General features: G+C 52.7%; 17 protein-coding genes, 1 tRNA gene and 1 riboswitch. Of the genes, 14 read left to right on the top strand and 4 right to left on the bottom strand.

Annotated elements, in window-relative coordinates; all coding sequences use genetic code 11:
* Positions 1 to 96: 96 nt before the first annotated feature.
* The 7 genes from dcd (at position 97) to L0M99_RS03785 (ending at position 8,020) form a co-directional block, all read left to right on the top strand.
* Positions 97 to 693, top strand: a complete 597-nt coding sequence (gene dcd, locus L0M99_RS03755; RefSeq protein ID WP_024058376.1) for a dCTP deaminase — start codon at positions 97 to 99, stop codon at positions 691 to 693.
* Complete coding sequence (locus L0M99_RS03760) at positions 690 to 1,841, top strand: hypothetical protein (RefSeq protein ID WP_024058377.1); 1,152 nt, start codon at positions 690 to 692, stop codon at positions 1,839 to 1,841. The genes dcd and L0M99_RS03760 overlap by 4 nt, the downstream gene beginning before the upstream one ends.
* Before the next feature lie 125 nt (positions 1,842 to 1,966).
* Positions 1,967 to 3,691, top strand: a complete 1,725-nt coding sequence (locus L0M99_RS03765) for an MDR family MFS transporter (protein ID WP_024058378.1) — start codon at positions 1,967 to 1,969, stop codon at positions 3,689 to 3,691.
* 52 nt (positions 3,692 to 3,743) lie between these two features.
* The gene (locus tag L0M99_RS03770) at positions 3,744 to 4,028 is read left to right on the top strand and encodes a DUF4235 domain-containing protein (protein WP_238127811.1); all 285 of its coding nucleotides are present in this window, start codon (positions 3,744 to 3,746) and stop codon (positions 4,026 to 4,028) included.
* A 77-nt stretch (positions 4,029 to 4,105) separates the two neighbouring features.
* Positions 4,106 to 4,207: riboswitch (TPP riboswitch) on the top strand.
* A gap of 36 nt (positions 4,208 to 4,243) precedes the next feature.
* Positions 4,244 to 5,299, top strand: coding sequence for a thiamine ABC transporter substrate-binding protein (locus L0M99_RS03775; protein ID WP_024058380.1), 1,056 nt, complete (start codon positions 4,244 to 4,246; stop codon positions 5,297 to 5,299).
* 7 nt (positions 5,300 to 5,306) lie between these two features.
* The gene (locus tag L0M99_RS03780; RefSeq protein ID WP_024058381.1) at positions 5,307 to 6,977 is read left to right on the top strand and encodes an ABC transporter permease; all 1,671 of its coding nucleotides are present in this window, start codon (positions 5,307 to 5,309) and stop codon (positions 6,975 to 6,977) included.
* Entirely contained in the window at positions 6,977 to 8,020 is a 1,044-nt protein-coding gene (locus L0M99_RS03785) for an ABC transporter ATP-binding protein (RefSeq protein ID WP_024058382.1), read from the top strand. The genes L0M99_RS03780 and L0M99_RS03785 overlap by 1 nt, the downstream gene beginning before the upstream one ends.
* On the opposite strand, the gene L0M99_RS03790 is transcribed toward L0M99_RS03785, so the two are convergent.
* The gene (locus tag L0M99_RS03790) at positions 7,974 to 9,662 is read right to left on the bottom strand and encodes a PQQ-binding-like beta-propeller repeat protein (RefSeq protein ID WP_024058383.1); all 1,689 of its coding nucleotides are present in this window, start codon (positions 9,660 to 9,662) and stop codon (positions 7,974 to 7,976) included. The genes L0M99_RS03785 and L0M99_RS03790 overlap by 47 nt on opposite strands.
* Positions 9,663 to 9,955: 293 nt before the next feature.
* Between L0M99_RS03790 and L0M99_RS03795 the strand changes: the two genes are divergently transcribed.
* Positions 9,956 to 10,798 (top strand): glycosyltransferase family 2 protein, encoded by an 843-nt coding sequence (locus tag L0M99_RS03795; RefSeq protein ID WP_024058384.1) that lies wholly within the window; start codon positions 9,956 to 9,958, stop codon positions 10,796 to 10,798.
* Here the strand turns inward: L0M99_RS03795 and L0M99_RS03800 are convergent.
* Positions 10,741 to 15,336 (bottom strand): hypothetical protein, encoded by a 4,596-nt coding sequence (locus L0M99_RS03800; RefSeq protein WP_238127812.1) that lies wholly within the window; start codon positions 15,334 to 15,336, stop codon positions 10,741 to 10,743. The two genes, L0M99_RS03795 and L0M99_RS03800, sit on opposite strands and share 58 nt — an antisense overlap.
* Before the next feature lie 78 nt (positions 15,337 to 15,414).
* Here L0M99_RS03800 and pheA point away from each other — a divergent pair, with 78 nt between their 5' ends.
* Positions 15,415 to 16,347 carry a prephenate dehydratase gene (pheA, locus tag L0M99_RS03805; RefSeq protein ID WP_024058386.1) on the top strand — a complete coding sequence of 311 codons (933 nt, stop codon included), beginning with the start codon at positions 15,415 to 15,417 and terminating at the stop codon, positions 16,345 to 16,347.
* A gap of 45 nt (positions 16,348 to 16,392) precedes the next feature.
* On the opposite strand, the gene L0M99_RS03810 is transcribed toward pheA, so the two are convergent.
* Entirely contained in the window at positions 16,393 to 17,478 is a 1,086-nt protein-coding gene (locus L0M99_RS03810; RefSeq protein WP_024058387.1) for a diacylglycerol/lipid kinase family protein, read from the bottom strand.
* A 161-nt stretch (positions 17,479 to 17,639) separates the two neighbouring features.
* On the opposite strand from L0M99_RS03810, the gene serS reads away from it, so the two are divergent.
* From serS to L0M99_RS03830, 4 genes are all read left to right on the top strand, one after another.
* Positions 17,640 to 18,923, top strand: a complete 1,284-nt coding sequence (serS, locus tag L0M99_RS03815; protein WP_238127813.1) for a serine--tRNA ligase — start codon at positions 17,640 to 17,642, stop codon at positions 18,921 to 18,923.
* Positions 18,924 to 19,005: 82 nt separating this feature from the next.
* On the top strand, positions 19,006 to 19,866 hold the full coding sequence (locus tag L0M99_RS03820; protein WP_024058389.1) for a nicotinate-nucleotide diphosphorylase: 861 nt from the start codon (positions 19,006 to 19,008) through the stop codon (positions 19,864 to 19,866).
* Positions 19,867 to 19,911: 45 nt separating this feature from the next.
* Positions 19,912 to 21,237 carry an AGE family epimerase/isomerase gene (locus L0M99_RS03825; protein WP_024058390.1) on the top strand — a complete coding sequence of 442 codons (1,326 nt, stop codon included), beginning with the start codon at positions 19,912 to 19,914 and terminating at the stop codon, positions 21,235 to 21,237.
* 56 nt (positions 21,238 to 21,293) lie between these two features.
* A tRNA-Ser gene (locus L0M99_RS03830) sits at positions 21,294 to 21,380 on the top strand.
* Between the two features lie 48 nt (positions 21,381 to 21,428).
* Here the strand turns inward: L0M99_RS03830 and L0M99_RS03835 are convergent.
* Complete coding sequence (locus L0M99_RS03835) at positions 21,429 to 22,448, bottom strand: LacI family DNA-binding transcriptional regulator (RefSeq protein WP_024058392.1); 1,020 nt, start codon at positions 22,446 to 22,448, stop codon at positions 21,429 to 21,431.
* 147 nt (positions 22,449 to 22,595) lie between these two features.
* Here L0M99_RS03835 and L0M99_RS03840 point away from each other — a divergent pair, with 147 nt between their 5' ends.
* Complete coding sequence (locus tag L0M99_RS03840; protein WP_238127814.1) at positions 22,596 to 25,661, top strand: glycoside hydrolase family 2 TIM barrel-domain containing protein; 3,066 nt, start codon at positions 22,596 to 22,598, stop codon at positions 25,659 to 25,661.
* Positions 25,662 to 25,675: the final 14 nt, after the last annotated feature.

Here is a 25,675-nt window from a genome sequence, read left to right on the forward strand (position 1 = left end):
ATGGCCGATGACTTCTGCGCTTTTATCTTGCCGAGTTTGCTGCTTTAAGACATGAAGTTTTCCGAACCGAGCTGCCGGCTGCGCTAGACTGGGGGCATGCTTTTATCTGACCGTGACATTGCGAAACTGTGTGCCAGCGGGGAAATTGAGATTGATCCTTACGATCCGCAGATGATTCAGCCGGCCTCTATTGATGTGCGCCTGGATCGCTACTTCCGCCTCTTTGATAACCATAAATATTCGGTGATCGATCCGGCTTTGCCACAAGATGACCTGACTCACCTGGTAGATGTGGGGCAGAGCGCGCCTTTCGTATTGCATCCCGGAGAGTTCGTGCTGGGATCGACCCTGGAGCGGGTACAGCTAGCGGACAATTTGGCGGCTCGCCTGGAAGGCAAGTCCTCTCTAGGTCGCCTGGGACTGCTTACTCACTCCACTGCCGGTTTTATTGATCCCGGTTTTAACGGTCACGTCACCTTGGAGCTATCTAATACTGCCACTATGCCGATCCTGCTCTACCCAGGTATGAAAATTGGTCAATTATGTTTCTTCCAATTATCGTCCTCAGCCGAAAAACCCTATGGTTCTAGGGAGCGAGGATCTCGCTACCAGGGTCAACGCGGCCCCACCGCCTCTCGCTCTTACCTGGGCTTTAACCGTAGTGAAGTGCCGGAAATGGAAGAAATGCAGTGAGCGAGAGCCCGCTTACGGATACCTCGACCTTCGCGCGAATAGATACCGGAAAAATTCGCGCAGTCAGGATAACCGAGCAGGGATTACAAGCCCAAAAACAAGCGGCCGCTATTGACCCGGGAGCATCCTATATGCGCTCTCGGGGATTGTTGCCAGCTAGCGACTTTACCGAAATCGGTTGCCCGCAACTGGTGGTTTTCCCTGCAGAAGTTACCCCGGATGAAGTGGAAGCACTAGCGGTTTCCCTTTGGGAGGACGCGGGATGGCTCGCTCCCGGCAGATTACGGCTTAGCGGACAGGCAGAACTTGCCGGCCCTTTCCAGCTTGACCAGTCAGTCCGCGAAGCCCTGAACCTTCCTGCGTATAGTGAAATTGCCTTCCGGTTGGACTGTCCGCCCATGCGTTCTGGACAGCTAACGGAAGAACTGCGCGGAGTTGACCTACTTAGTGATGCTTTTGCTGCTAGTGAGCCCATCGGAGTGGAATTTGAAGCACTTAACGGCTTGTTGGCTATCTGCCGGCGCCTCGGGGGGAGCCTGCGGGTGGGTGCGGGTAGTAGCGCCAAAGACGCTCCGTCTCAGATCCTTTCCCCCGACCCGGACTCAGCGGTTAATCTGGCGGTGTACTCGCCCTATTGGATAGAAAAAACCAGTATTCAAGAACTGCTAAAGTCAGTATTGGGAGAGTTAAATCTAGACCCGGGAGCCCGCGAACGCCCTAGTCGCTCTCAGCGGCGCCTGGAGCGAGAAGCTGAATCTTTAGTTACCGCCCAATTGGGCAAAGAGAAACTGGACTGGATAGCGGCAGAGGCCGCCGCCTTTGATCAAGAGATGGGTAACCAACTAACTAATGGCGATGCTTACGCCCTATACGGCTCGCTAGGGATGGGGGCAGATTTCTTCCTCGGGGTGGAAGCAAGTTTGCAGGTGCCGTCGGTGCTACGGTTTCATCCCCATTCAGGGAAACCGTTTGCTATCTATCAGCTGCAATGGTTAGGGCAGCCTCAGGGGAATCGGCGTCTTAACCGGGTAGAAAGGGTGGCACGGATGAAAGTGACTCATGCGTTTGAGGACGCAGCCCGCCTATTAGCGGAAGCCGCTGAGGGAACCGTAGTAGACGAAGACTCGTTCTTAGTTACCTGGAACTAGCATCTTTTAGCCCCTAGCTACTATCAAGGACTACAAGCCAACAGCTGTAAACGCTGACCTGGAGAAAACAGTTCTCTTTTTTTAATAGCGAGTTTTTTCTACCGGTGACTAGAATTAAACGGTAAATGAGGGGTGTGAAGAAATATATGAATCGTAAAATCCAAGCCGTTCAGCCCAATAGATCCTCCGACGTCTTGCAAGTATTATCCGGACTGCTAATGGTGCTATTCGTGGCAGTAATGTCAGTAACCATCATCGGGACTGCGCTGCCGACTATGATGTCGGCGCTGCATGGCACTGAATCTCAATACACCTGGATCGTCACCGCCATGATGCTGGCCTCTACGGTAGCCACCCCGGTGTCCGGCAAGCTTGCCGATATGTATGACTCGAAGAAACTTTTAATGGGGGCAATCGGGCTGTTTACTTTAGGATCCCTGCTTTCAGGGGCGGTTACCGAGGCTTGGCAACTGATTTTCACTCGCATTGTGCAGGGCTTAGGGATGGGCTCAATCATGTCGCTGACCCAAGTGGTTATGGCGCTGATTATTCCGCCTCGTGAACGCGGTCGCTATAACGGGTATATCGGGGCAGTCATGGCCATCTCCAATATCTCCGGTCCTCTGGTGGGAGGGTTTATCGTGGCCACCCCTTGGCTAGGGTGGCGGTGGTGTCTTTGGGTTTCGATCCCCTTTTCTCTGGCAGCTATGGCGGTGCTGTGGCGTTTTTTGAAGGTTCCAGTCGCGCAGATTAGTAAACCGCGTATCGATTTCCTGGGAACTGGTCTGATAACTGCGGCGGTATCAGCCGCCCTGATTTGGTTATCCCTGGCAGGCAAAACCTTCGCTTTTGCCTCGTGGCAAACGGCGGTGATGCTGGTTTTAGCGGCACTTTTCCTGGTGGCTTTCGTTTTGTGGGAGCGGCATTTCCCCGAGCCCATCATGCCCATGTGGATGTTTACTCAGCGCACCACTCTGCTGGCAATTTTAGGTTCAATATCGGTAGGAACCGCACTTAATGCTCCGCCCTTGTTTTTCACCCAGTTTTTCCAAATCGCCAAGGGTATGAATCCGGCACTCGCGGGGATGGCGTTGCTGCCCGGGATGGTCGGTACTTTTATTGCCTCTACTTTGATCGGGGTGCTGGTTTCTCGAATAGGGCGCTGGAAACGCTTTGTGGTCGGCGGTTTCGTGGTGATGTGTCTCGGGATTTTCCTCATTACCTTGATTGATAAAAATAGTCCCTACTGGTTCTGCGCCCTGGGAATGTTCCTATTGGGAGCCGGACAAGGTGCCAGTATGCAAAACCTGGTTTTAGCGGTACAAAACGGGGTGAAACTGCGCGATATGGGGGCCGCTACCTCGACAGTTACTTTCTGCCGTTCTATGGGCGGCGCGATCGGGATACAAATCTGCGGTTTCGTGTTCACTTGGGAAATTGCGCGTGCGGTCAGCTCTGGGATGGCAAAGCTAGGGAAGAAAGGTGCCGCTATGGCGGATCTATCTACCCTGGAACTGGATAAACTGCCAGCTGCGCAGCAACAGGTTGTCCGAGATGCCTATGCGAGCGCCCTCGGAGATATTTTTGTGCCGCTACTGGTACTTTCCCTGATCGGCTTAGTCTGCGTCTGCCTCATGAAAGGCAGTGAGCTGATTTCGGAATATGCCGAGCATGAAGCGCAAAATCATCAGGCAACGGAACGGGAACGAGAGCTGGTACGCCGCGCCCTTGAGAAGGATCAGATAAGTCGAGAGCTTGCGCAACTTAAGCAGCAGAAAGATTCAGCTAAGACCGAAGATGATTCCCCTGATCAGAGTGAAGACCAGGATCATCTCCGAAAGAGTAACTAAGATTTGGGAACAGATAATGTCCACCTAGGGTAGGTTAGTAGTAACTATCGAAGTGGAAAGGCGAACCATGGATATTGGCTGGAAAGTAGCAAGTGCCGCCAGCTTGGCGGGTGCGGGTTTGATCGCGAATCTGGCGATTAACACCGGTTGGAAACTAGTTACCGGGCACAAACCTCCGCAAGATGGGGAGGAAGCAGCCCAGTCCTCGTTGCTAGAGGTAGTGCTGTTTGCCGCTATTTCGGGAGTGGCCGTCACCCTTATCCAGCGTGCCGCGATGCGTCGCACAAATAGCTGGTATGGAGGGCGTCATAAAGACGTCCTCGACCTAGGTAACTAACTTCCCTAGGACACCTTTTCCCGGTTCAGGCTAGTGGTGTAGAGGCAACAGATTTACCGGTGATAGGCTCTAGGAGACCATAACGACAGGGGAGCCGAATAGGCTGAGAGTGTCCCGGTGGACAGACCCTCGCACCTGAACCAGGTAATGCTGGCGCAGGAAGTCGAGTCTCTTACTTGCGCTCGCAAGTCCCCTCCTGACAAATGGAGGGAAAAATGCGCAAACTCGCGCGCTTTACCGCATGCCTAGCCGTTGGAGCCTTGGCTCTGGGGCTAAGTGGCTGTGGAAACGATAAAAGTTCTACCCCCACCAAGGGGGATAGCAATACGGTAACTATGGTTACCAATGGTAGCTGGACGCTAGGAAAAGAATCTTTGGCGAAAGCTAAGGCCGCTACCGGACAGGAAATTAAGCTGGTCAATGGGGAAGAATCGGGAACCCTCGATTCCAAGTTGATCTTGCGTAAAGACTCTCCGTTAGGAGATATGGCGGTGGGATTGACCGCCAATAACGTGGTGAAGGTTGCCAAAGCGGGGGTGATTGCGCCCTCTACAGTAAAGGTTCCGTCCTCGGCGGAAAAATATTTGATTAAGGAAGCAGAGGGGGCGCTGCCCTTAGACCGCTCCGATGTGTGCGCCAACTACGATATTGCCTACTTCAAAAATCACAATCTGAAAGTACCAGAAAACTTTGATGACCTGCTGAAACCAGAATATAAAGGCTTGACCGTAATCGAAAATCCCGCCAAATCTGATACTGGCTTGGGGATGCTTTTGGCAACGGTGCAGGAAAAGGGGAAAGACGGTTTCGTTAACTATTGGAAAGACTTGATGGCTAATGGAACCAAAGCGGTAAACACTTGGGACGAAGCCTATAACCAAGAATTCACCCAGGGGGAAGGGAAAGGGAAATTCCCGATCGTAATGTCATATTCTTCTTCCCCCTATTGGTCGGTTTCCGAGGACGGCAGTTCGGCTCCGACTGCCAATATCGCCGGCACCTGCTATCCGGCGGTCGAATATGGGGTGGTGCTTAAGGGGGCGAAGAACGCCGCTGGCGCAGAAAAGGTGTTGGACTGGCTATACAGTGAAGAAGGCCAGAGCGCCATTATGAATGAAAACATTACCTACCCCATTGATGAACAGGTAAAACTAGATCCGAAGCTGGAGAAGTTCGCGCCCCGGCCTGAAAATGACAAACAACTAGATCCGGCGCAGATTGAGCAAAACCGCGGCGAGTGGATTCGCCAGGTGCAGGCGGTAATAGGATAACCCTTCGATGAGCCCTACCTTTGCTCGTACTTGGCCGCTAGGACGAGTGTTTCTCGTCCTAGCGGCCGGTATCCCGCTCGTCTTTTTAGGGATCTGTTTTTTCTATCCGGTATTGGCTCTTGCCTGGCTGGGGGTAGGCCAAGCCGGGGAAACCGGATGTTTTTCAACTTTAGGGCGAGTGTTATCCGATAGCCTCACTTGGAGGGCAATCCGGGATACTTTAATCCTGGCATTGGGGGGAACTTTCTTTTCTACCCTGGTGGGTCTGCCCCTGGCCTGGGTGTTGTACTGTTTAGATTTTCGTTTTCGAACTGTCTTGCGCACGTTAGTAACCATCCCGTTTGTTCTACCCACTATCGGGGTGGCAGCCGCTTTTAAAGCGTTATTTTCGGAGGACGGATGGCTGGCTGTATTGCGGCTAGATGGCACCTTGGGGGCTGTCATCTTAGCGATGGTTTTCTATAATGTTTCCCTGGTAGTCCGGACTGTAGGGCCGGTCTGGGCGCGTATCGATCAGCGTGCCTACCAGGCAGCGCGCACCTTAGGAGCTACCCGGACTCGTGCGTTCTTTACAGTCACCATGCAGCAGCTGCTGGGGGCTATTGCCTCTGCCGCCTCCCTAGTTTTCTTGTATTGTTCTTCGTCCTATTCACTGGTAATGGTTTTAGGAGGCATCGGGGTAGCTACTTTAGAAAGCCAGATTTACCAAACCACCTCGGTGGATTTAGATTTGGCAGCTGCGGCAGTCTTGGCATTGCTGCAGGTAGTGATAGTGGCGGTGGCGCTAGTTGGATCGCAGTATTTTCAAAGTAAGGCGCGTGGCGGGGTAAAACTTGCTACCGTCGAGAACTCAAAACCCGCTCGTGGCCGCCAGCGCCTGGCGATTTGGGGAGCTACCGCGGTGATTGCGCTGTTGATAGTGGCGCCAATGGCGCAGGTAGTGACGCGCTCATTTCGCCGGCGCGGTCAGTGGACGCTGCAAAACTATCTTGACCTGACCCGCCCGGATGCCTCGATATTGATCGAGCAACCGGTAATCAATTCTCTGGGGATTTCCCTGCGGGCGGCGTTCATCGGGGCGATTTTGTCCACCCTGCTGGGAGCTTTGGTGGCTGCCGTAACCAGTCGCCACTATCGCAATCCTCACCTTTCTCGTGCCGCCGAGATCTTTGATTCCCTAAACATGCTGCCACTGGGGGTATCGAGTGTGGTGATCGGCCTAGGATTCTTGATCACCCTTGCCGCTCCCCCCTGGAACCTGGCTGATAGCCCCTTCCTACTGCCAATAGCACAAGCTCTGGGAGCCTCCCCGCTGGTTATCCGGCTAATGCGTCCCATGCTGCAAACTGTTACCCCTAAGCAAAGAGAAGCCGCTGCCACTTTGGGGGCGACTCCTTCCCGGATATTTTTAACCATAGATGGTCCATATATTTGGGGAGCGCTAGTCGTGGCTTTTGGTTTTGCCTTCGCAGTTTGTTTTGGTGAGTTTGGGGCGGCCTCTTTCCTGGTGATGCCAGAGTCCTTAACTTTGCCGGTGATGATTTATAAACTCTCGGGCAGCGCGGGACCCGCTGAAAATGGGATGGCGATGGCCGCGGCGGTTATCCTCTGTTTAACCTGTTCCCTGGTAATGAGCGCAGTAGAAGCGCTGCGAAGAAGAAAAGTTGGTGAATACTGATGGACGGCTTAACTGTTTCCCAGGTGCGGGTGCAATATGGGCAGGTGCAAGCGGTAACAGATCTTAGTATCGAGGTTCCCACAGGTACGGTAACCGCGCTCCTGGGGCCTTCGGGATGTGGTAAATCTTCGTTATTGCGGGCGATTGCGGGACTGGAACCTTTAACGGCAGGCACTATTTCTTGGCGCGGACGCAATATGGAACAGGTGCCGGTACACCAGCGTCGCTTCGGAATGTTATTCCAAGATGGACAACTGTTTCCCAGTCGCAATGTAAGCGGCAATATTGCCTATGGGATTGCGCATCTTACTAAAGCGCAAAGGCAAGAAAAAGTTTCAGAACTGCTTGACAGTGTAGGTTTAGGGGGGTATCAAGATCGCACTATTGATACTCTTTCGGGCGGGCAAGCCCAGCGGGTGGCGCTAGCGCGGTCTTTGGCGCCTGAGCCTGAACTGCTGTTGCTGGATGAGCCCTTATCTGCCCTAGATCGGGCGCTGCGCGAAGAATTGGTGATTACTTTGCGTAACCTTATTCGGAGCCTGCAATTGACGGTTGTTTATGTAACCCATGATCAAGATGAAGCATTTTCCCTGGCAGACCAGATTGTAATTATGGATGAAGGGAAAATCTTGGCGGTAAATAGTGCTGAGGAAATCTGGACTCATCCCGGTTCTAAAGCTGCAGCTGTTTTCCTGGGGTATCGTCCTTTCCTTAGCGCTGAGGCCGCCGCGCAGTTTGGGATAGAGATTCCGGAGGGATCGCAACTGGCAATAGCGCCAGGAGGATTGAAAATGTGTCCCGCGGGTCAAGGGATTGCGGCTACTGCCCGGTATTTGCGGGTGCGACGTGGAAAATACTTGGCTGAAGTCTCTTGGCGCCTGGGCAGCGAAGAATATAGCGGACAGGCAGAGGCAGGATTGGGAATTCACCTATCTAAGAAACAGTCTCAGCAAAAGGTGGGGTTAAAGGTTCAGAGAGATGAAACCTGTATAGTACCTAGCGGCCTGAAGCCACCCGGCCGGTACACAGGGCAGATATTTTAGGGTCGGCGATCGCGCTGGTAACGGTGATTGCGCTCGTGGCTTGGGGATCTTCTAGACACTTCTTAAGATAGTCTGACGCGGGTTTTCCGCGATCGATTTGCCCGGTATCGATTACCCGGATAACTTTTTCTGCTCCTTTTAGCTGGCAGGATACCCGATTGAATTGCACCTGGTAGGAACTGCCAGAACCATTGGTATCACTTACGCGGATGCAAGAATCAATCGGGACAGTGAAACCGGGTTCCGCAGTGGTCATGGGGTTGGCGGCTCCGCGACCTACGGTTTGATTTTCCCCGACTTGCCGCCCCCAAGTTTGCAATCCCGCCGGAGACAGGATTTGTAGCTTCTTGTCTTTTATGGATTCTAAAAAGCCGTTGTCTACAGCACTAACGCTCCATAGCTCAATGCCATCAGCAGTGGATACGGCTTTAAGCAGTCCCTCCTCAGTGGTGTAAAGCAAAACGTCCTGGTGTAGACGCATTTGTTTTACTTTCTCGCTAAAGGACCAGAGCTCTTTCCCATTCTTTCGTGAATAGCAGCTCAGCTGGTTGTTGCTGGAAACATACAAAGAATTGGTTGTTGGGAGCACTTGGGTTCCTTCTCCCAGTTTCATTTCGGTTTCGTCAAATAGGGTGCGAAGGGACCGTAACTTTTCCCAATCCATGCGGAAAAGCTTTCCTCCCTTTTGCACCAGGTCTAATAGCTGCCCAGAGTTGTCGGTGGGAACTGTAGTTCCCTGCGGGAGGGTAGTGATATGGGTGCGTTGCGGCTGAATAAATAGGGAGTGAGTGCAGCCATCTGCGGGGCTGAGCACCCAAGCAGTATCGTCAGCGTTACGGATCAATCTGCCGGGACTGGCAGCCTGAATCTGGTTAGTTTCGGGATCCACCAAATAGTTGATTCCTTTATGCCCGATAACCCAGAGGGTATCGGAGAAAGTCTCAAAAGTTTCTGGTGCTTGCTCTGTAGGTTTACCGTCAAGGTTGCAATTACCGGGATCTGGCTGTAGCTGCGGGTCGGAAGCTTTCTGGGAAACTAATCCTTCCGCTAGCTGTTCGCCTTGATCCGATAGGCGTAGGAGGGAAAGATCTTCCCCAACGAGGACGATCTGGGCTCCTTGGGTAGCGATATTGGCATAGGAATCGGTAGATTCCCATATCCAGCGGGCAGTCCCCATTTTCAAATCCACTATTGCTATCCCCGAACCATTACCCGAATGATAAAGACACGGTAGTTGGCGATGGTCTCCATCGGCGCCTCCGAGTGTTTGCTGAGCGCAGGCAGCTAAGGGGGCCCCTAAGTTTACCGACCAAGAAGAGGTTCCATCGGCGGCTAATTGCAGGATCACGCCACTACCATCGCCAGTGACACCGGCACCAATGCGGTAATCTCCATAGGTTACTGGGCGAATGGAAGATTGTTGTCCCCATAGAGGAATAAAGGACGCAATCTCATAGTCTTGAGCCCGGAAATCCTCTTGCAGTACCGGTTGAACCTTAAAATAACCAGTTGATTGTGCTTGCCTGGAGGTGTAACGCCACCATAAGAAGGTTCCACCACCGATTATCGCCAATAACGCGAGAGTGAGAATTACTATGACCAGCCGGAAAAGCCGACGTTTTATGCGCCTGGAGCCAGCCACTGTATCCTTCCTTCCGCTAACTTCAAATCAACTTAGTTAAGTCTAACCCGCACTGGTTGTTTCTCGGTCATGGCGTGGCGGATATGCCAGTTAGTGGATAAGGCGGAGGGGGATAATCCCAAATAATCAGGACATTATCTAGGAAGGAAGGCCAGGTTAAAATGGAATTATTACTGATAGCTGTCCGGAAACAGGCTGCCGTGGCCGTCAAATAGGTTCGCAAGTTTCCTATTTATGGTTAGAATAAAGTTATAAGTTTGGGTCTAAAAGAATAGGTAAAGCTGAGGCAAAACATGCATGTAGATCCCGGTGGGCAGGCAGATCAGCGCGTGGCGGTAATTATTCCCGCAAAAGATGAGGCCGAGCGTATTGGGATGACTGTTAGAGCAGTAAAAGCGCTACCATTTGTCGACCTGGACTTAATCGTAGTGGTAGATGATGGTTCCTCAGATGATACTCGCGAAGTGGCCAGACAAGCCGGGGCGGTAACCGTCCGTCACACCGTAAATCGCGGCAAAGCTTCCTCCATGGAAACTGGCGCTAAGGTAGTAGCGATGCGGGCTATCAAAGGAGAAAGACCACCACTGTTATTATTTTTAGACGCTGATCTGGCTGATAGCGCTGCTGAAGCGGCTCCGCTAATCGAGCCCGTTATTACCGGAGAGGCCGACTGTAGTATTGCGGTTTTACCTAAGCCGGCTGGGGCAGGCGGTCACGGGTTTGTACTGGGCTTATCCAGATGTGCAATTAGACGTACTACCGGGTGGAATCCGCAGGCTCCTCTGTCGGGGCAACGCTGTCTAACCACCGCTGCTTTCCAAGCCGCCCTCCCCCTGGCTGCCGGCTGGGGAGTCGAAACAGATATGACGATTAGCCTGCTTAGTGCAGGTTTTTCGGTTAAAGAGGTGCCGGTAAACTTTACCCACCGGGTTAGCCGGCGGGATTTCAAATCCCAGATGCATCGTCTGCACCAGTTTATTGACGTGGCGAAAGCCCTAGGCAGGCTGCGCGCCCGCCGGGTACATGTTAAACCCCATAAGTTCTTAGAGGCAGCGGTCAAACAACAACCCGGCAGAGTCTATCGAGCTAAGCCCCGCGAAGTTCCGGGTAAAGACGCAAAGAGTGCCGAACAGTAAGCCAAAGCAGTAAGTAACAGTCCCGTGGCGGGCAGCTGAGTACCGGAATCATTGAGTAAATACGCGAATAACTGGTTGATCCCGATTGCTAACAGCGTGATCCTCAGGGTGCTTTCTTTCTTTGCCAGCGGGGTTTCTCCCAGCTGAGGACGCACGCGTGCAAATAACCAGGTGGCAAAGGTTGCTAAATCTCGCAGATAGCTGCGACCGCGCTGCCAGTATTTCTTGGCCGATTCCTCTTGTCTAAGTGGGGGAGTAAGGGGCGCTGCAGCAAAATTATCGGGAAGGAAAAGATTAGTCGGCATCGGGGTTAGTGACAGCGCGGGTAATACTAGGATTACGAAAACTAGTAGGCAGCACAGTAGTGACCAAACGTACGTTATTGATCCCCAACTGGCCAGGTTAGCTAGGAGTTTCCGGGTAATAATCACCTGAAGGTCACCGTTAATAATAGACTGTACAAAGTTTCCAAGATGGGTTCTTTGAGCGGCAGGACGCATCCAGTCGGCAAATGCCAGTCCAACGGATGCTCCCGCCGCCACCATGAGCACCACGAGCATCCGCTTTATTCCTATCCGTTTGCCATTAAGCAAGAGCACCAGTACTAAGAAGCCGGGCAAGAAGGAGATCGGCCCTCCGAAATCGGCGCCAAAACGCGGGAGGCCATCTACCACCATGAAAGCTATCCCTAAGAAGGCGATAAATAGGTTAGCTAACCAGACTGGTAGTCGTGAATTTCTTTTACCCCTGAAAGCTGCGGGGCGCCCCAGGGAGGTAACACATCCGCATAGCAGTAATGTCCAGATGGCACATACTGAGTAATAAACATTTCCAAACCCAAAGAAGCGGGCTCCTAACAGAGAAAACGATCCGAAGGGCGAATCCATGGAAATGTGGGAACCGGTGGCGACATCTAAACAAATGAAAAGGGTACTGAAAGCGGCAATCACTAACGCCGGTCCAATGGGGCGATCACGCCAGGGGCCAGTGCAGGCAACTAGAGCTAGTAAAGTAGCAATCAAGATGCTTACGGAAGTGAAAAAGCTAGTGGGCGCTTCAGCTTCCCACCACGGTAACATGGCAGCTCCCAGGCAAGCAGCGGGTAAGGAAGCCACCGCTAGGCAAAGGAACTGTCCGAGCATGCCGAGTTGAATCTGCAAATGAGGACGCCGCGGATTCGGTCTTATGACTAGCAAAGAAACCAGGGATAAGGCTAGCACTAGCAAAGCGCCCGCAGCGAAGGCAACGAATTTGCTTGGCGGAAGTCCCAGGCGCGCATAGCTAGCATCGGCGCGCTGGGAAGTACTCACTAGACGTTCTAAGCGGTCAGCACTAGTAGCCGCATTAGCACTAATCATTAGGGGAGAACCTGAGGTACTCAGTTTGGGGTTGCGAGCCCCTAACCAGTCCAGAACCGTGGTCGGTAAATCCGCAGTTTGGGCAATCCCCATCTGGTGGGTAGAGGGAGAATAGATGATCCCCTCCGAGATTCCCTTCCCGTAGACCATAGCGGCTTGTAAACCTTGCTGGGCAGAATCGGGGTTAGCTGATACCACCAGGGCGCGGGTATTTTCTGGCAACGCCGCTAAGGTGTGCTTGAGGGCGGTAATCTGTTTTTCCTGTTGGGCTAGGTTGATACGATCCGGTAGCTTTCCTCTCAGATCCGGATAGGTAGCTACCGTAGGAAACAGCCGGTGATTTTGTTTTCGGGTCTGGGTTAGGTAGTCCGGATCTAGTCCGGGGTCTTGACTTAGCACCGTGGAAAGATCTACCAAGTGTAAGGCGCCTGGAGCAAAAGTACTGCCAGAATCGCCGAATAATTCCACAGAGGCTGCGGGAGTTGGATTTACCTGCGGGTTCATTTCGGAGCGGCGCAGATTATTCCTATCTTGCAGCTGGTGCCGGGCATTTTTTGAGTCAGTAACTAGCGTTCCCGCTTGCAAAGAGTTTCCCGAGAGGGAACCACCATTTTGCAATAGCCAAATCGGATCCCAAATATCCGATTTTTCCAATTGTGATTTTCCGGTGGCAGGATCCAGGAAGTAGAAGATATCTTGCTGCTGTGCACCTACCTCGCGGCTTAGCCGATCCGGATTAAGGTTTTGGGATCCAGTTTGCACATCGATCAGGGTCAGAGCGTGAGAGGAAACCATACTCTGTACTGCCTGAGCGTAGCCGGGAGCCAGAGGATCAATATCGCTTACCTCTCCGCGGATAATTCCTTCGGGATCTGCTAGCGCCAAAGCGGCACTATTTCCGATAGCTCCTGCAGAGATTTGCGCCTCCCGCAGCTGCTCAGCAAATACTCCAGGCTTGGCGGCGAAGGAGCTAGCAATAGCTGAACGCTGGTAGTAATCCCACATCTGTACCCGTTTACCGTCACTCAAAGGCTCTGGCTCCAGGCAAAGATTCCGGCCCGCCAGCGAATATCGAGACAAGGGGCGGCCAGCAGAAAAGGTTAACCAAGCATCCTGGGGACAAGCCATAGCCTTAAAAGGGTAGGGGGCTAAGGTAAATAGAGCCCCGCTTCTAACTGCCGAGGAGCGGTGTGCCAGTTCCGGCTGTGCCGCCACTAGGTCTTCCCAGGAAAGACCCGAAGTGAAAACCACCGCCACTTTGGTATCTGCGGACTGGGATAAGGCATCGATCTTGGTGGCCGGGGCATCGGGACTTACTCCAAAGGTCCCGAGTATTCCGGCGCACCCCAGGGATAGTGCCCCCAGCACTGCCACTACTGAAACCGCTCGAAAATGCGAACTCGAACGCGAAGCGCAGGGCGAAGCAACAAGTGGAGAGGCATAAGTCAAAAATGCCACAGCTAAAGGAGCGAGGAAAAGTACGGCACAGATCAGAGCCGAAACTCCTGCCCACAGCCACAAGCCAGTGAATAAGGCTAGCGCCGTTACCGCAGTTATTGCTCGGCATTTAACCCGGTTTCGACGCCAGAAAGTATCTATAGGCGGTAATGAGGCAAGCGCGCAAACCACGGCTAGTAGGATGCAGCTAAGCGTCAAGGCGGCGGCTTCGGCAGATAGTTGCCACAAGAAGGGGCCGTCTAAAACGCTATAACCCAAAGGGGTTCCCACTTGTGTATATTCAGCCTGTTTGCGCGTCCAGAGAATAATCCCCAAGGTGAAGGCGCTCGTAGCTATCCCTGCCCCGCGCGCCAGTTGGGCAGGAGAAAAAGCGAAAGATTGTCGCAGCGTCGAAACTAAAAGCGCTAACAGGACGGTAAAAAGTGAGGCAACTAGAGCTATCGCGCCGCCAGCCCAGGCGGGCGATACTGCCCAGTCAGCACCTAATAGGTAGTAGAGGCAGAAAGAAGCAGGAGAAAGGAAGGCAGCGAAAACTGCAGCGGCGCTCAGGGGAATTCGGATGCGGCGCCGCTTTAGCTGTCCGCGCTTCCTGCTCCCCAGATATCCTCCAAAACTCAAGAAGAGACAGCAAGTAATAGCCAGATAAAGCCAGATTTTAACGTCGAGGTTGACAGTAGAAAGTTGAACCTGGTTTTGTAAATAATCTAAACGCTGTTGCAGGTCTTTTTCTGCGGAACTGCTGGCAGTATTGTCTAAGTTTATTAACGATTGTGACTGCCCGGGCAGACTGTGAGCACTTAGAGCCCTTCCTCGGTTTCCGTCAGGCACCGGCAGGGAGAAATGCGAAAGAATCTGAGCGTTAGTATCGGCTAAAGTGCTTAGACCGGCAGCATTGGTGCTCGCGGAGGTGGCTAGGCCGGTACCGCTAGCTGGGGAATAACTCAGCAAATAGGGCGCAGTGTTTTTTGCATCGGCCACTAGGGACAGGGAAATCAGCCCCGACTTGGGGCTTAACCCCGCTAGTGCCCCCTCCAACATTTGTAGTTGCCGCTCCGCTGAAGACAGTGTACTTAGATCTACTACGGTGAGCCCGCCCTCGGAAATACCGGTTTTTACTTTGGCCGTCAGTTCCGGGACGGATTCGGGTAGTGCGGCATAATTTTTCACGGAGCCGTTACCGTCAGCCAATAATAAGCCCGCCTGGGAGCCGATTGCGCGCGTTTTAATCCCGAAGGCTTCTAAAACGCCTGCTAATTGTCCCGGGCTTGCCTGCTGAGTTTCTTGCCAGTAACTTGCGTCAATTCCCGCTATTTTCCCGGCCGCTACCGCAGCTCTAGGGCAGGGGCGCGCCAAGTGGGCAGGATAGCCATTTTGTATGGTTAGCACGGACTCGCTAAGGCATCCCGAGGTATTTAGAGTGCCGACTGCGCCCGCCGAGGCGTATTTTGCTAGCTGCGGGTATTTCTCGAATTGGGGGGTCATTTTTTGCCAGGAAAGATCCCGAGTTAGCACTAGCAGCAGAGGATCCCTAACCCGCGGGGTGGTATAGGTATCCAGACTAGGGTAGTAGAGACGTTGCTGTTGCGTTAGAGCTTTAGGGGCGGGTTCTGGTTCCCAAGTAGTTGCCGCCGCTGGCTCTACCGGTAATACCAGTAATGTAAAGAAAAAACTAAACAGGAGGGCGCTGCCTATACGGGAAAGGTGCCTTACTGTTTTTGCCACAGCCATATTCTACGGTCTCAGTACGGGTAATGGGCATTTTTCCTAGTATCGTGAAAATAGTTGATAAAGGAAGCGGAGATGAATACTGCAGTTAATAACTACGCGTTTTTAGGACCGGTAGGTACTTTTTGTCATCAGGCATTGCTGCAAGTGGCACCGGCGGGCGCCCAGCTGATCCCCTGTGCCGGGGAACGCCTCGCTATGGATATGGTGCGGGAGGGTAAAGCGGAGCGGGCAGTGGTGCCTATCGAAAACTCCATTGAAGGAGGAGTTAGCGCCACCTTGGATTCCCTGGGGTGGGACAAACGCCTGCAAATAGTAGCCGAAATGATTGTCCCGGTCGGGTTCACTTTAGCGGTACGCGAAGGGACGCAGCTTTCCGAGATTACTCACATCGGCACCCATTCTCATGCCTGGGCACAATGCCGCAACTGGGTAGCCGATCATTTGCCGGGGGCGGTTCATGTGGCCACTACCTCTACCGCGGAATCAGCCCGGATGCTTTCTGAGGGAGATGCGGGTTTTCAAGCGGTACTCGCCTCGGGAGCAGCAGTAACGACCTATGGGCTTACGCCTCTTTACGAGGACGTAGCCGACAATCCCGGAGCAGTTACCCGTTTCGTGGAAGTGGCGAATCCCGGTCAGGTACCTCAGCCCTGCGGAGCTGATAAAACCACTATTCAAGTACGTTTACCTAATGATTACCGTTCGGGGGCGCTGCTAGAAATGCTGCAACAGTTTTCGGCACGGGGAATCAACTTGAGCCGTATCGAGTCGCGTCCCCTAGCCGGGCATCCGGGACGGTACGTGTTCAGTATTGATCTGGATGGACATGTGAGGGAAGAGCGAGTGCAATCCGCGCTGCGCGGGCTGTACCGGATCAGTGAAGACTTACGGTTCTTAGGCTCCTATACGCGTGCCGACCAGGTGCGAAATGATCATGCTCCCCGCACGGGAGACCGTGATTTTCAGCGTGCCCGCGGCTGGGTGGATTCGATTTTACAAAAGTAGGTCACGAGTTCGCGATTAGGGGCTATGCAGACCCCTTGGAGTTTCCTAGGGGATGCGTACTACTACTGCTCCGCGATCTAAAGATGCTGAAATCTCCCGGTAACTGCCCACCGTATCGCCATCGACTTGAATCATCCGCGGCTCCCCATGCACTTTGGCGCTGGCTGTCCGGGTGCGGATCACATCGGTTTTGGATACCAATCCGGCGGTGAGTTTTTTAACCCCTAAAGTGTCGCGGAATATTCCACTAATTACCTCTAAAAACCCAATTAATCCGCCGCGTACACTCAGCATTAATATTTCTAACCAGCCATCATGCGGGTTAGCCTCCGGCAAGAGGGGGATGCCCCCCACTAGCTCCCCGCAGGAAGCAAACAGTAGGGTATTGACTTTCCGAGTACGTGGGTGCGACTGGTCTCCAAAAGCAACATCCATAGTGATCGGGGGTTTATTTGAAGCGGCGATCCCGGAAACGACATAGGCACCCCAGCCGATCGACTCTTTAAGTTTGCTAGAGACTCGGTTCATCACTTCTGCGTCATAGCCGATCCCCGCCATGACCAGAAATGGAAACTCCTCTTCAGTTTCAGTTTTCAAAATCCCCAAATCAACGCCGGTGTTCTTACCGGTAAACGCAATTTCACAGGCACGGGGTAAAGAATCAATTGGGATATTGAGATTGCGGGCTAAAAGATTCCCGGTTCCTAGCGGCAAAATCCCGAGCGGAATTCGGCTTTCGGATAAGGTAGCCGCGATGATCCGTAAAGTGCCGTCCCCACCGGCAGAAATAACCAGCCCGGCTTCTTGCCGGATCGCTTCTTTAGCTTGGTTAGCCCCTAAAGAGTCCTGGTCGGTTTCTAAGAACACCGGTTCCTCGTAACCGGTGGCCTGGGCGCGCTGGGTAACGACGTGGCGGAATTCATTAAGATCCGCAATCTTCATGGGGTTATAAATCACCACCACCCGTTTTGAAGACTCATTGCTGCAGGTAGTGGTAGGCGCCGAAAATCCTTGTTTAATCGCAAGTTTCATTGCCCGGGTTGCAATCCGGCGGGCACTAATCGCCCACGACAAAGCAATAATCCCTAAGGCTAGCGCCGCGATTACCAGAATCCAGAGCACAGTGGTCATGGCTGCTAGTTTAGAACATTTGCAGTGATCTTAGAGCAACGAGGAAGCAAGCTGAGGATTGGCGGGACGCAACTGACCAATACTGCCAGGCATTCCGCCACCAGTTACTCGATCGGAAAGGCGATATGAGAAGGGGTGCCCAGTAACGATATGATAAAAACATGATTGATATTCGTCAGTTGCGTGAGGATCCGCAGCCAGCAAAAGATTCCCTAATTGCCCGCGGGGATGATCCCGCGCGGATCGATGAAGTACTGGCTGCAGATGAACTCCGACTAAAAAAACAGCAAGAATTCGAAGCGATGCGCGCGGAGCAAAAGGCGCTGTCTAAGAGCATCGGGCGAGCTGATCCCAGTGAGCGGCCTCAAGTACTTGCCAAAGCTAAAGAACTGGCGGGAAAAGTTAAAGAAGCCGAGGCCGAGGCGGGAGTAGCTTCCACAAAAGCACAGGATCTGCTGGCGGCACTGCCCAATATCATCATTCCCGGGATTCCCTCGGGCGGTGAGGATGACTATGCAGTTCTTGCCCACCGCGGCGCGAAGATTCGCGATTTTGCAGCCGAGGGCATCGAGGTACGTGACCATCTGGAAATCGGGGAGATGCTGCAGGCAATCGACGTTAAGCGAGGCGCTAAAGTATCTGGCTCCCGTTTCTACTATCTACGAGGCATCGGGGCGCGCCTGGAACTGGCTCTGCTCACCTGCGCCTGGGATTTGGCAGAGCAGCATGGATTTATCCCCATGACCACTCCCACCATGGTCACTCCCGACACCATGCGGGGAACCGGATTCTTGACCGAGCATTCCGAAGAAATCTACTACCTACCCGCCGATGACCTCTACCTGGTAGGTACCTCCGAGGTCGCCCTCGGCGGTTACCATGGCGGGGAAATCTTGGAACTAGGGGAAGAGCCCTTACGTTATTCCGGCTGGTCAGCATGTTATCGACGGGAGGCAGGCTCCCATGGTAAAGATGTGCGCGGAATTATTCGGGTGCACCAGTTCAATAAGGTAGAGATGTTTTCTTACTGCCTGCCCGAAGTATCGCAGGACGAGCACCAGCGCCTATTGGCATTGGAAGAGGAAATGTTGCAAAAAGTTGAGCTGCCATACCGGGTAATCGATACCGCCGCTGGGGACTTGGGAACTTCAGCAGCCCGCAAGTTCGACTGTGAAGCCTGGCTGCCCAGCCAGGAACGCTACCTGGAGCTAACCTCTACCTCCAACTGCACCACCTACCAGGCTCGCCGCTTGGGAATCCGTTACCGTGACGAAAACGGGAAAACCCAACCGGTAGCGACATTGAACGGCACTTTAGCCTGTACACGTTGGCTGGTAGCTATCCTGGAAAACCATCAGCAAGCGGATGGCTCCGTGTATGTACCGCAGGCGCTGCGTCCCTACCTGGGTGGAAAAGAAATCCTGGAGCCAGTTCCGAACGCCTAAATCTGAGCGCAAAGCGTGAAAGGATTAAGCCAGGGCGCCCTCGCGCATTCGGAGATAGTTGTTTAAAGGACGGAGAGATTCGATGGCTGATTACCTGCAGTATCCTCAGGGAGATTATGTGCCTCAAGTAGTAGAGCGTGCCCTGGAGAGCTGCCGAAGCTATGGAGAAGATATAGCTACTGCCGCGGTAGTTCCAGAGAATGATCGTGCCCGCGTGCAATTTTTTTCCCTCCAAGATGGTCGAATCTGTGGGATCCCCGTTGCTCGCGAAGTACTAAAGCAAGTGCTGGGAGACTATGACTTGCACTTACGAATTGCGGATGGCACCACGGTAGCTGCGGGAACTCCAGTTTTGGAACTGAGCGGTAGTACTCGCGGCCTCTTAGAAGCCAGGGATCTATGTCTGTGGTTCTTATCGCATCTGTCAGGGATTGCAACAAAGACCGCGCAGTTGGCGCAGGCACTTTCGCAGACGAAACTGGTAGTCAGGGACACTCTCTCGGTTACTCCCGGCTTAGGCGAGCTTGAAAAATATGCGGTTAGAGTGGGGGATGGTATGACTTCTCGCCTCGGTGTCGGCTCTTTCCCGCAGGTAACGGTGGAACATCTGAAACTGGGAACCGGGCTGGGAGACGTTATTAATCACGTACGTACGGCGGCCAAGGGTAAACCGATCGAGGTAGAAATAGATCACCTGCAAGACCTGGATCCGCTGTTGAAAATGAAGGTTGATCTGGTAGCTCTGCAGGGATTTACCCCTGAACAAGCAACCCTGGCCGCTGATCACCGCCAGACGATTAATCCCGGAACCCTGCTGGAAGTCAGGGGAGATATAGACCTGGAAGACGCTGGTGCTTATGGCGAATCCGGGGTGGATTATCTGGCGGTGCCCGCTCTAACTGACGCGGTTACCCCCCTGCGTCACCAGATGAAATTTGTTTAGTCTTTTTACCTGCCCCAAAGAAAACATCAACAAAGGAGCTGAACAATGTTTTGGTTCGACTCAATCGAACATAACCGTTGGCTGTCTGCCTGTTTGCAGGACTTGCTGGATTACGGGCGTAAATCAGAGGTCAAAACGGGATTTGCCTGCCTAGATCGGAACGGCGAAGTTGACCTAGAACAGCCGATTCAGTTGTATCTTACCGCCCGGATGGTTCACGTGTTTTCTCTTGGGGTGCTGTTGGGGGTGCCCGGATGTCGCCGCCTGGTAGAGCACGGGATTCGTTGCCTCAACCAGTATTTCCGTGACCCTGATAATGGCGGATGGTTCGATGCCATTGAGCATGAACTTGACCAGGATGGAAAGGCGATCCCTTATCAAGGACGTGACGACAAACGTTCCTACTCCCACGCATTTTTACTGTTGGGAGCGGCCTCGGCAACTGCTGCGGATCGTATCGGTGCCCATGAATTGATGCAAGAAGCTATTCGCGATAACGATCTGCACTGGTGGGATCAGGAAGCAGGAATGGTCTGCGAGAGCTTCAATCGTGACTATTCTGTCTGCGAAGATTACCGGGGTCTGAACTCTAATATGCATATGGTAGAGGCATATATGCTGGTAGCCCAGGTTACTAATGACAGTAGATGGACGGAGCGGGCTATACGGATTCTAGAGCGAGTTGCCCGGGTATCTCGTGAATATAACTGGCGAATCCCGGAGCATTATGACAGTGACTGGCAGCCGCTACTGGGATATAACCGGGATAATCCGCAGGAAACCCATCGGGCTTACGGCTCTGATGTAGGTCACTCCTTCATGTTCTCGCGTCTAATGTTAGAGGCACGAGCCATGTTGAAAACTACCAACAAAGAAGTACCTGAATGGCTCAGTGAAGCTGCAACCGAAATATTTGAGCGGGCGCGAGAAGATGCCTGGAGGCGTGATGGGGCTCCTGGTTTTGCCTTCACCGTGGATTGGGAAGGCAAACCGGTGATCCGGGATCGCCAGGCCTGGGTGCAATTTGAGGCAATCGGTGCGGCAGTCACGATGTTGCGAGCTGCCCAACAAGACGGAGCCTCAGCAGAAGTAGTAGACCATTATGAGCATTGCTATCGTGCCTGGCTTGATTTCGCCTATGAGCACTTTCTGGTGCGTGGCGGAAGAATCGTACATCGGCTCTCCCCTGAAAATCAGCCTCTAGATTTAGAGAACCAAAAGTTACGGGACAGTGTTTACCATGCCGTGCAGGCGGTGCTATTGCCCCGTCTGCCTTTGTCTCCGGTATTCGCGATGGCTCTGGCGCAGGGGTTGCTGGATAAACCGCTGCCTGAGGAGCCAAGTCGTAAGAAAAGATTTGGCGGATTTTAGCTCTGGCGGTTAGCAACTGTAACATGGGGTTTGTCCGTACGCTTTAGCGTAGGCCAGGAGAGTTGTCCGAGTGGCCGAAGGAGACGGTCTTGAAAACCGTTATACCCGCAAGGGTATCAAGGGTTCGAATCCCTTACTCTCCGCAAAGTATTGTTTACCTGCAGGTTTAGTAGAGTATTTTTCCTGTGTACCTATCTTTGGGGTGGAGCAGTGGTTGCACGCACTATTAGCTCCGTTGGAATCGTCAGATGAAGGTTATTGGTTTCCCCCTGCAGCTGCCGGTTAATCAGGTTCACCATTTCCACTCCGGCAGCATAAAAGTCCTGCTTTATGGTAGTAAGCGGTGGGAATGAAAACTCAGATAATTCGATTCCGTCAAAGCCCACTACGGACACATCCTGCGGTACACGGATCTGTCTTTCGTTTAGCGCTCGGATCAGTCCTAAGGCGACCTCATCGTTGGCGCAAAAAACTGCGGTAACTTCCGGGTTTTTCGCTAGTTGTTTTCCAGCTTCGTAACCAGCGTTTGCTGACCAATCTCCGGGAATTACCGTCGGGATTTCCCGGTTTTCTGCAGCCAGCATTTCACGCCAAATCTCTTCTCGTACCCTCGCAGAGCGTGAATGTTCTGGGCCGCTCACGTGATGAATGGTGCGATGCCCCAAATCTAGTAGATGTCGCATTGCCGCGCGGACTCCTCCTACTTGATCAGCAGAAGCAGATGGGTAAACGTCAACCAGATTGGAATCCGAAGAAGCAACCGGCAAATTTTTGGGGAGAGTGAGCTGCTCGGCATTGGCATCTCCGGCCTGTACAATCACTAATCCGTCAATATCTTCTTGGGAAAGTAGCGACATAGCCCGGTGCACCTGTGGAGTATGAGGATACTCCACCTGCACCAGGCTCACTGAATAGCCTAGTTGGCGAGCTCGGTCGAAAACCCCGTTGGAGGTATGTGCTTCCCCGGTACGTCGGATTTCTTGTGTGAGTAACCCGATAACGCCATAGGAACCGGTGCGCAAAGCACGCGCGGTGCGGTTAGGTTTATATCCGAGGTCGGAAATTGCTTGCAGCACTCGTTCCCGGGTCAATGGTGACACGTTTTGGTGCCCGCGTACCACTCGGGAAACAGTCTGTGCGGATACCGCTGCTTCTCTAGCTACATCGTAGATAGAAGCAGATTTAGTACCGCGTGCCTTATTTCCCGTCACGCGTGAAGCGTACCAGGTGAAAACCTAATTCATTTAGGACTTGCCTGGCTTCTACATGTGTTATCGTTATCAGTATTGTTGACATCGATAACACCAAAGCAGGTGTAGGGTACAAGCAATAAAACTCCCATTCATTAGGAGAAGCAGATGCAACTGGAAATTCACCACCAAGACCTGCAGGTCTTACACGAAAATACTCTCCCGGCGCGCGCCTACTATATTCCGTTCTCGCCGCTACAGGCGGCCAAAGAAAAAAACCGAGGACGTAACTTTAACCTAGAGCGTGAGGCCTCTGATCGTTTCCAGCTACTGAATACAGACTGGGAATTCGGTTTCTATCCGAACTTAGAGGCGGTGCCTGCCGACTTTTTCGCCTGTGAGCCCGTGGCGTTACCCGGGCGTATCCCGGTTCCTGGATCCTGGCAGCATCACGGTTACGATCAGCATCAATACACCAACATTAACTACCCCTTCCCCTTCGATCCACCCCATGTTCCTTATAACAACCCTGCGGGAGCCTATCGCCATACCTTTAACTATGAAAAAGACTCGCAAGCTCCCGAGGCCACTTTGATTTTCGAGGGAGTAGATTCCTGCTTCTACCTGTGGATAAACGGACAATACGTCGGTTATTCCCAGGTCACGCACTCCCAATCCACTTTTGATGTCACCGAATATTTAAAGGAAGGGGAAAACATTCTGGCGGTGCTGGTTTTCAAATGGTCTGATGGATCCTACCTCGAAGACCAAGATAAATTCCGCACTTCCGGGATTATTCGTGACGTTTACCTGTTGAAACGGCCGCTCTCACATCTGAATGACTATTTCGTTACTACCGATTTGCAGGATGGTCGGGCAGAAGTAACCCTGCGTGCCAACTTTACGGGAGAAGCGCTGGACATTACCGCCAGGCTCTGTGACCCCGAGGGCGAGATAGCCACCAGCGTCCTCGAACCCTTTGCGGATCCGCAAGGTATTTACACCCACTGCGCCCGCTTTACTGTCGATAATCCTCGGCTGTGGCATCCGGGTGACCCCTACTTATATGACCTGGTTATGGTCAGCGAGGGCGAAGTAATCGCCGAGAAAGTGGGGGTGCGACAAGTTACTATCGAGGACGCGGTTCTAAAGTTCAACGGCAGCCCCATCAAAATCAAAGGGGTTAATCGCCACGATAGCGATCCCGATTCCGGTCCGGTAGTGTCTATCGAGCATATTAAGCGGGATTTGCGGATGATGCGCCGGCACAATATCAACGCGGTGCGAACTTCCCATTATCCCAACTGTCCCCAGTTCTATCACCTCTGTGACCAAGCGGGATTTTATGTGATGAGCGAGGCCGATAATGAAAGCCACGGTACTCGCAATCGTCTGTTACAGGACGAATCTGAAGAAAACATTGAGGAACATTGGAACCATCCGATTTCCAATAATCCCGATTGGATCGAGCCCACGATGGATCGCATGCAACTGTGCGTTCACTCGGAAAAGAATCGTCCCAGTGTATTTTCCTGGTCAGCAGGTAACGAATGCGCTTATGGCTGCACATTCGAAGAATCGTTGGCTTGGGTAAAACAATTCGATCCTAGCCGGGTAACTCAGTACGAAAGCGCGTTCTATCGCTCTTCCGACCGCAAATATGACTACCAAAATATCGACCTGTATTCGCGGATGTACCCGCCGCTATCTGATATTGACGATTACCTAGAAAATCTAGGGGACAAACCTTTCCTTTTAGTCGAGTACTGTCACGCTATGGGTAACGGCCCGGGTGATCTCGAAGAGTTCTGGGACAAAGTGCGTTCCGATGCTCGCATGTGCGGCGGTTTCATCTGGGAGTGGTGTGACCACGCAGTCCGGGACAGCAATGGGCATCTACTCTATGGCGGCGATAGTGGCGAAGATCCCCACGATGGAAACTTCTGTGTAGACGGTTTAGTTTCCCCTGAACGCGTACCTCATATTGGTTTGCTAGAAGCCAAAAATGTCTACCGGCCCTTGCGCTGCCAATATGATCAAGCGGGTGGAACGCTACAGGTCACTAATACTGTCGACCATCTGAACGCCGCTGATTACACTGCCTTGCGCTGGGTGAAAGTGGTAGACGGACAAGAAGAAAGCGGCACTTTGGAAGTACCAAATTTGCCCGCTCACGAAACCGTGGAGATTCCTTTGCAGCTAGAAGTGCCTGCGGAAGGACGCTGCTACCTGCGGGTAGAAGCCTACTTAACCCAGCCCTTAGCCTTCTTGGAATCCGGAGATCTACTGGGTTTTGACGAGTTCGCCCTCAAGAATCAAAGCCCCCACACCCCCCGCGCCCTAGAGCTAGTAAAGGCCGTTACTACTGTCGAGGGCGAGGGTGCAGCTACGATAACGGAAGATCCCCTAGAAATATGCGTTGTTAGTGCGGATTACACTTACCACTTCTCGCGTCATACCGGGATGCTGACTGGGATTGAGCTAGGTGGAAAAGAACTATTAAAGCAGCCGGCGGAGTTAAATATTTGGCGTGCTCCCACTGATAACGATATGTATATTCGCGCCCTCTGGGAGCGAGCGCGCTACGACCGTGCCTACCCGCACGCTTATGAGGTTCACGTAAATAGCGAATCTCAAGGTGCGGTGATAAGCGCCAAAGTGGCACTGGTGGCAAAAACTTTGCAGCCACTACTGAAGGCCGATATCGAGTGGATTATTAGGCCAGACGGAACTTTACAGGTAAACGCGAAGGTGTGCCGAGATACCCAATTCCCCGAGCTGCCTCGCTTGGGGCTGCGTTTCTTCCTGGATAAATCTTTGCAGCAGGCCACTTGGGCAGGGTTGGGACCGCATGAAAGCTATATCGACAAGCGTCGTTCTAGCTGGCATGGACGCTTCGAATCCTCAGTTTCCGATTTGTTCCAAAATTATTTACGTCCGCAAGAAAACGGATCTCGCTCAGATTGCGACTATCTGTGTCTTGCCGGAAAGGACCTGAAGATCGAGGTTGTCAGCGAGGACGTATTCTCCTTTAACGCCAGTTATTACTGTCAAGAGGAGCTTACAACTAAACCTCATGACTATCAGTTAACGGAAGCTGATAGCACCATCTTGTGCCTAGATCACCTGATGGCAGGAATCGGTTCGCAAAGCTGCGGACCGAAACTGCTGGAAAAATATCGGGTTGATTTCGAGACCACCCAATTCTCTTTCACTATCCGTCTTTCCAACTAATTCAAAGGACAAGA

The sequence above is a fragment of the Varibaculum cambriense genome, from assembly GCF_022133705.1.
In the GTDB taxonomy this organism is placed as follows: domain Bacteria; phylum Actinomycetota; class Actinomycetes; order Actinomycetales; family Actinomycetaceae; genus Varibaculum; species Varibaculum cambriense_A.

Bases quoted from the DNA above. Each gene is read 5' to 3' on its own strand.
- dcd (WP_024058376.1), top strand. From the start codon at position 97: ATGCTTTTATCTGACCGTGACATTGCGAAACTGTGTGCCAGCGGGGAA.
- L0M99_RS03765 (WP_024058378.1), top strand. From the start codon at position 1,967: ATGAGGGGTGTGAAGAAATATATGAATCGTAAAATCCAAGCCGTTCAG.
- L0M99_RS03775 (WP_024058380.1), top strand. From the start codon at position 4,244: ATGCGCAAACTCGCGCGCTTTACCGCATGCCTAGCCGTTGGAGCCTTG.
- L0M99_RS03780 (WP_024058381.1), top strand. From the start codon at position 5,307: ATGAGCCCTACCTTTGCTCGTACTTGGCCGCTAGGACGAGTGTTTCTC.
- L0M99_RS03785 (WP_024058382.1), top strand. From the start codon at position 6,977: ATGGACGGCTTAACTGTTTCCCAGGTGCGGGTGCAATATGGGCAGGTG.
- L0M99_RS03795 (WP_024058384.1), top strand. From the start codon at position 9,956: ATGCATGTAGATCCCGGTGGGCAGGCAGATCAGCGCGTGGCGGTAATT.
- pheA (WP_024058386.1), top strand. From the start codon at position 15,415: ATGAATACTGCAGTTAATAACTACGCGTTTTTAGGACCGGTAGGTACT.
- L0M99_RS03810 (WP_024058387.1), bottom strand. From the start codon at position 17,478: ATGACCACTGTGCTCTGGATTCTGGTAATCGCGGCGCTAGCCTTAGGG.
- serS (WP_238127813.1), top strand. From the start codon at position 17,640: ATGATTGATATTCGTCAGTTGCGTGAGGATCCGCAGCCAGCAAAAGAT.
- L0M99_RS03820 (WP_024058389.1), top strand. From the start codon at position 19,006: ATGGCTGATTACCTGCAGTATCCTCAGGGAGATTATGTGCCTCAAGTA.
- L0M99_RS03825 (WP_024058390.1), top strand. From the start codon at position 19,912: ATGTTTTGGTTCGACTCAATCGAACATAACCGTTGGCTGTCTGCCTGT.
- L0M99_RS03840 (WP_238127814.1), top strand. From the start codon at position 22,596: ATGCAACTGGAAATTCACCACCAAGACCTGCAGGTCTTACACGAAAAT.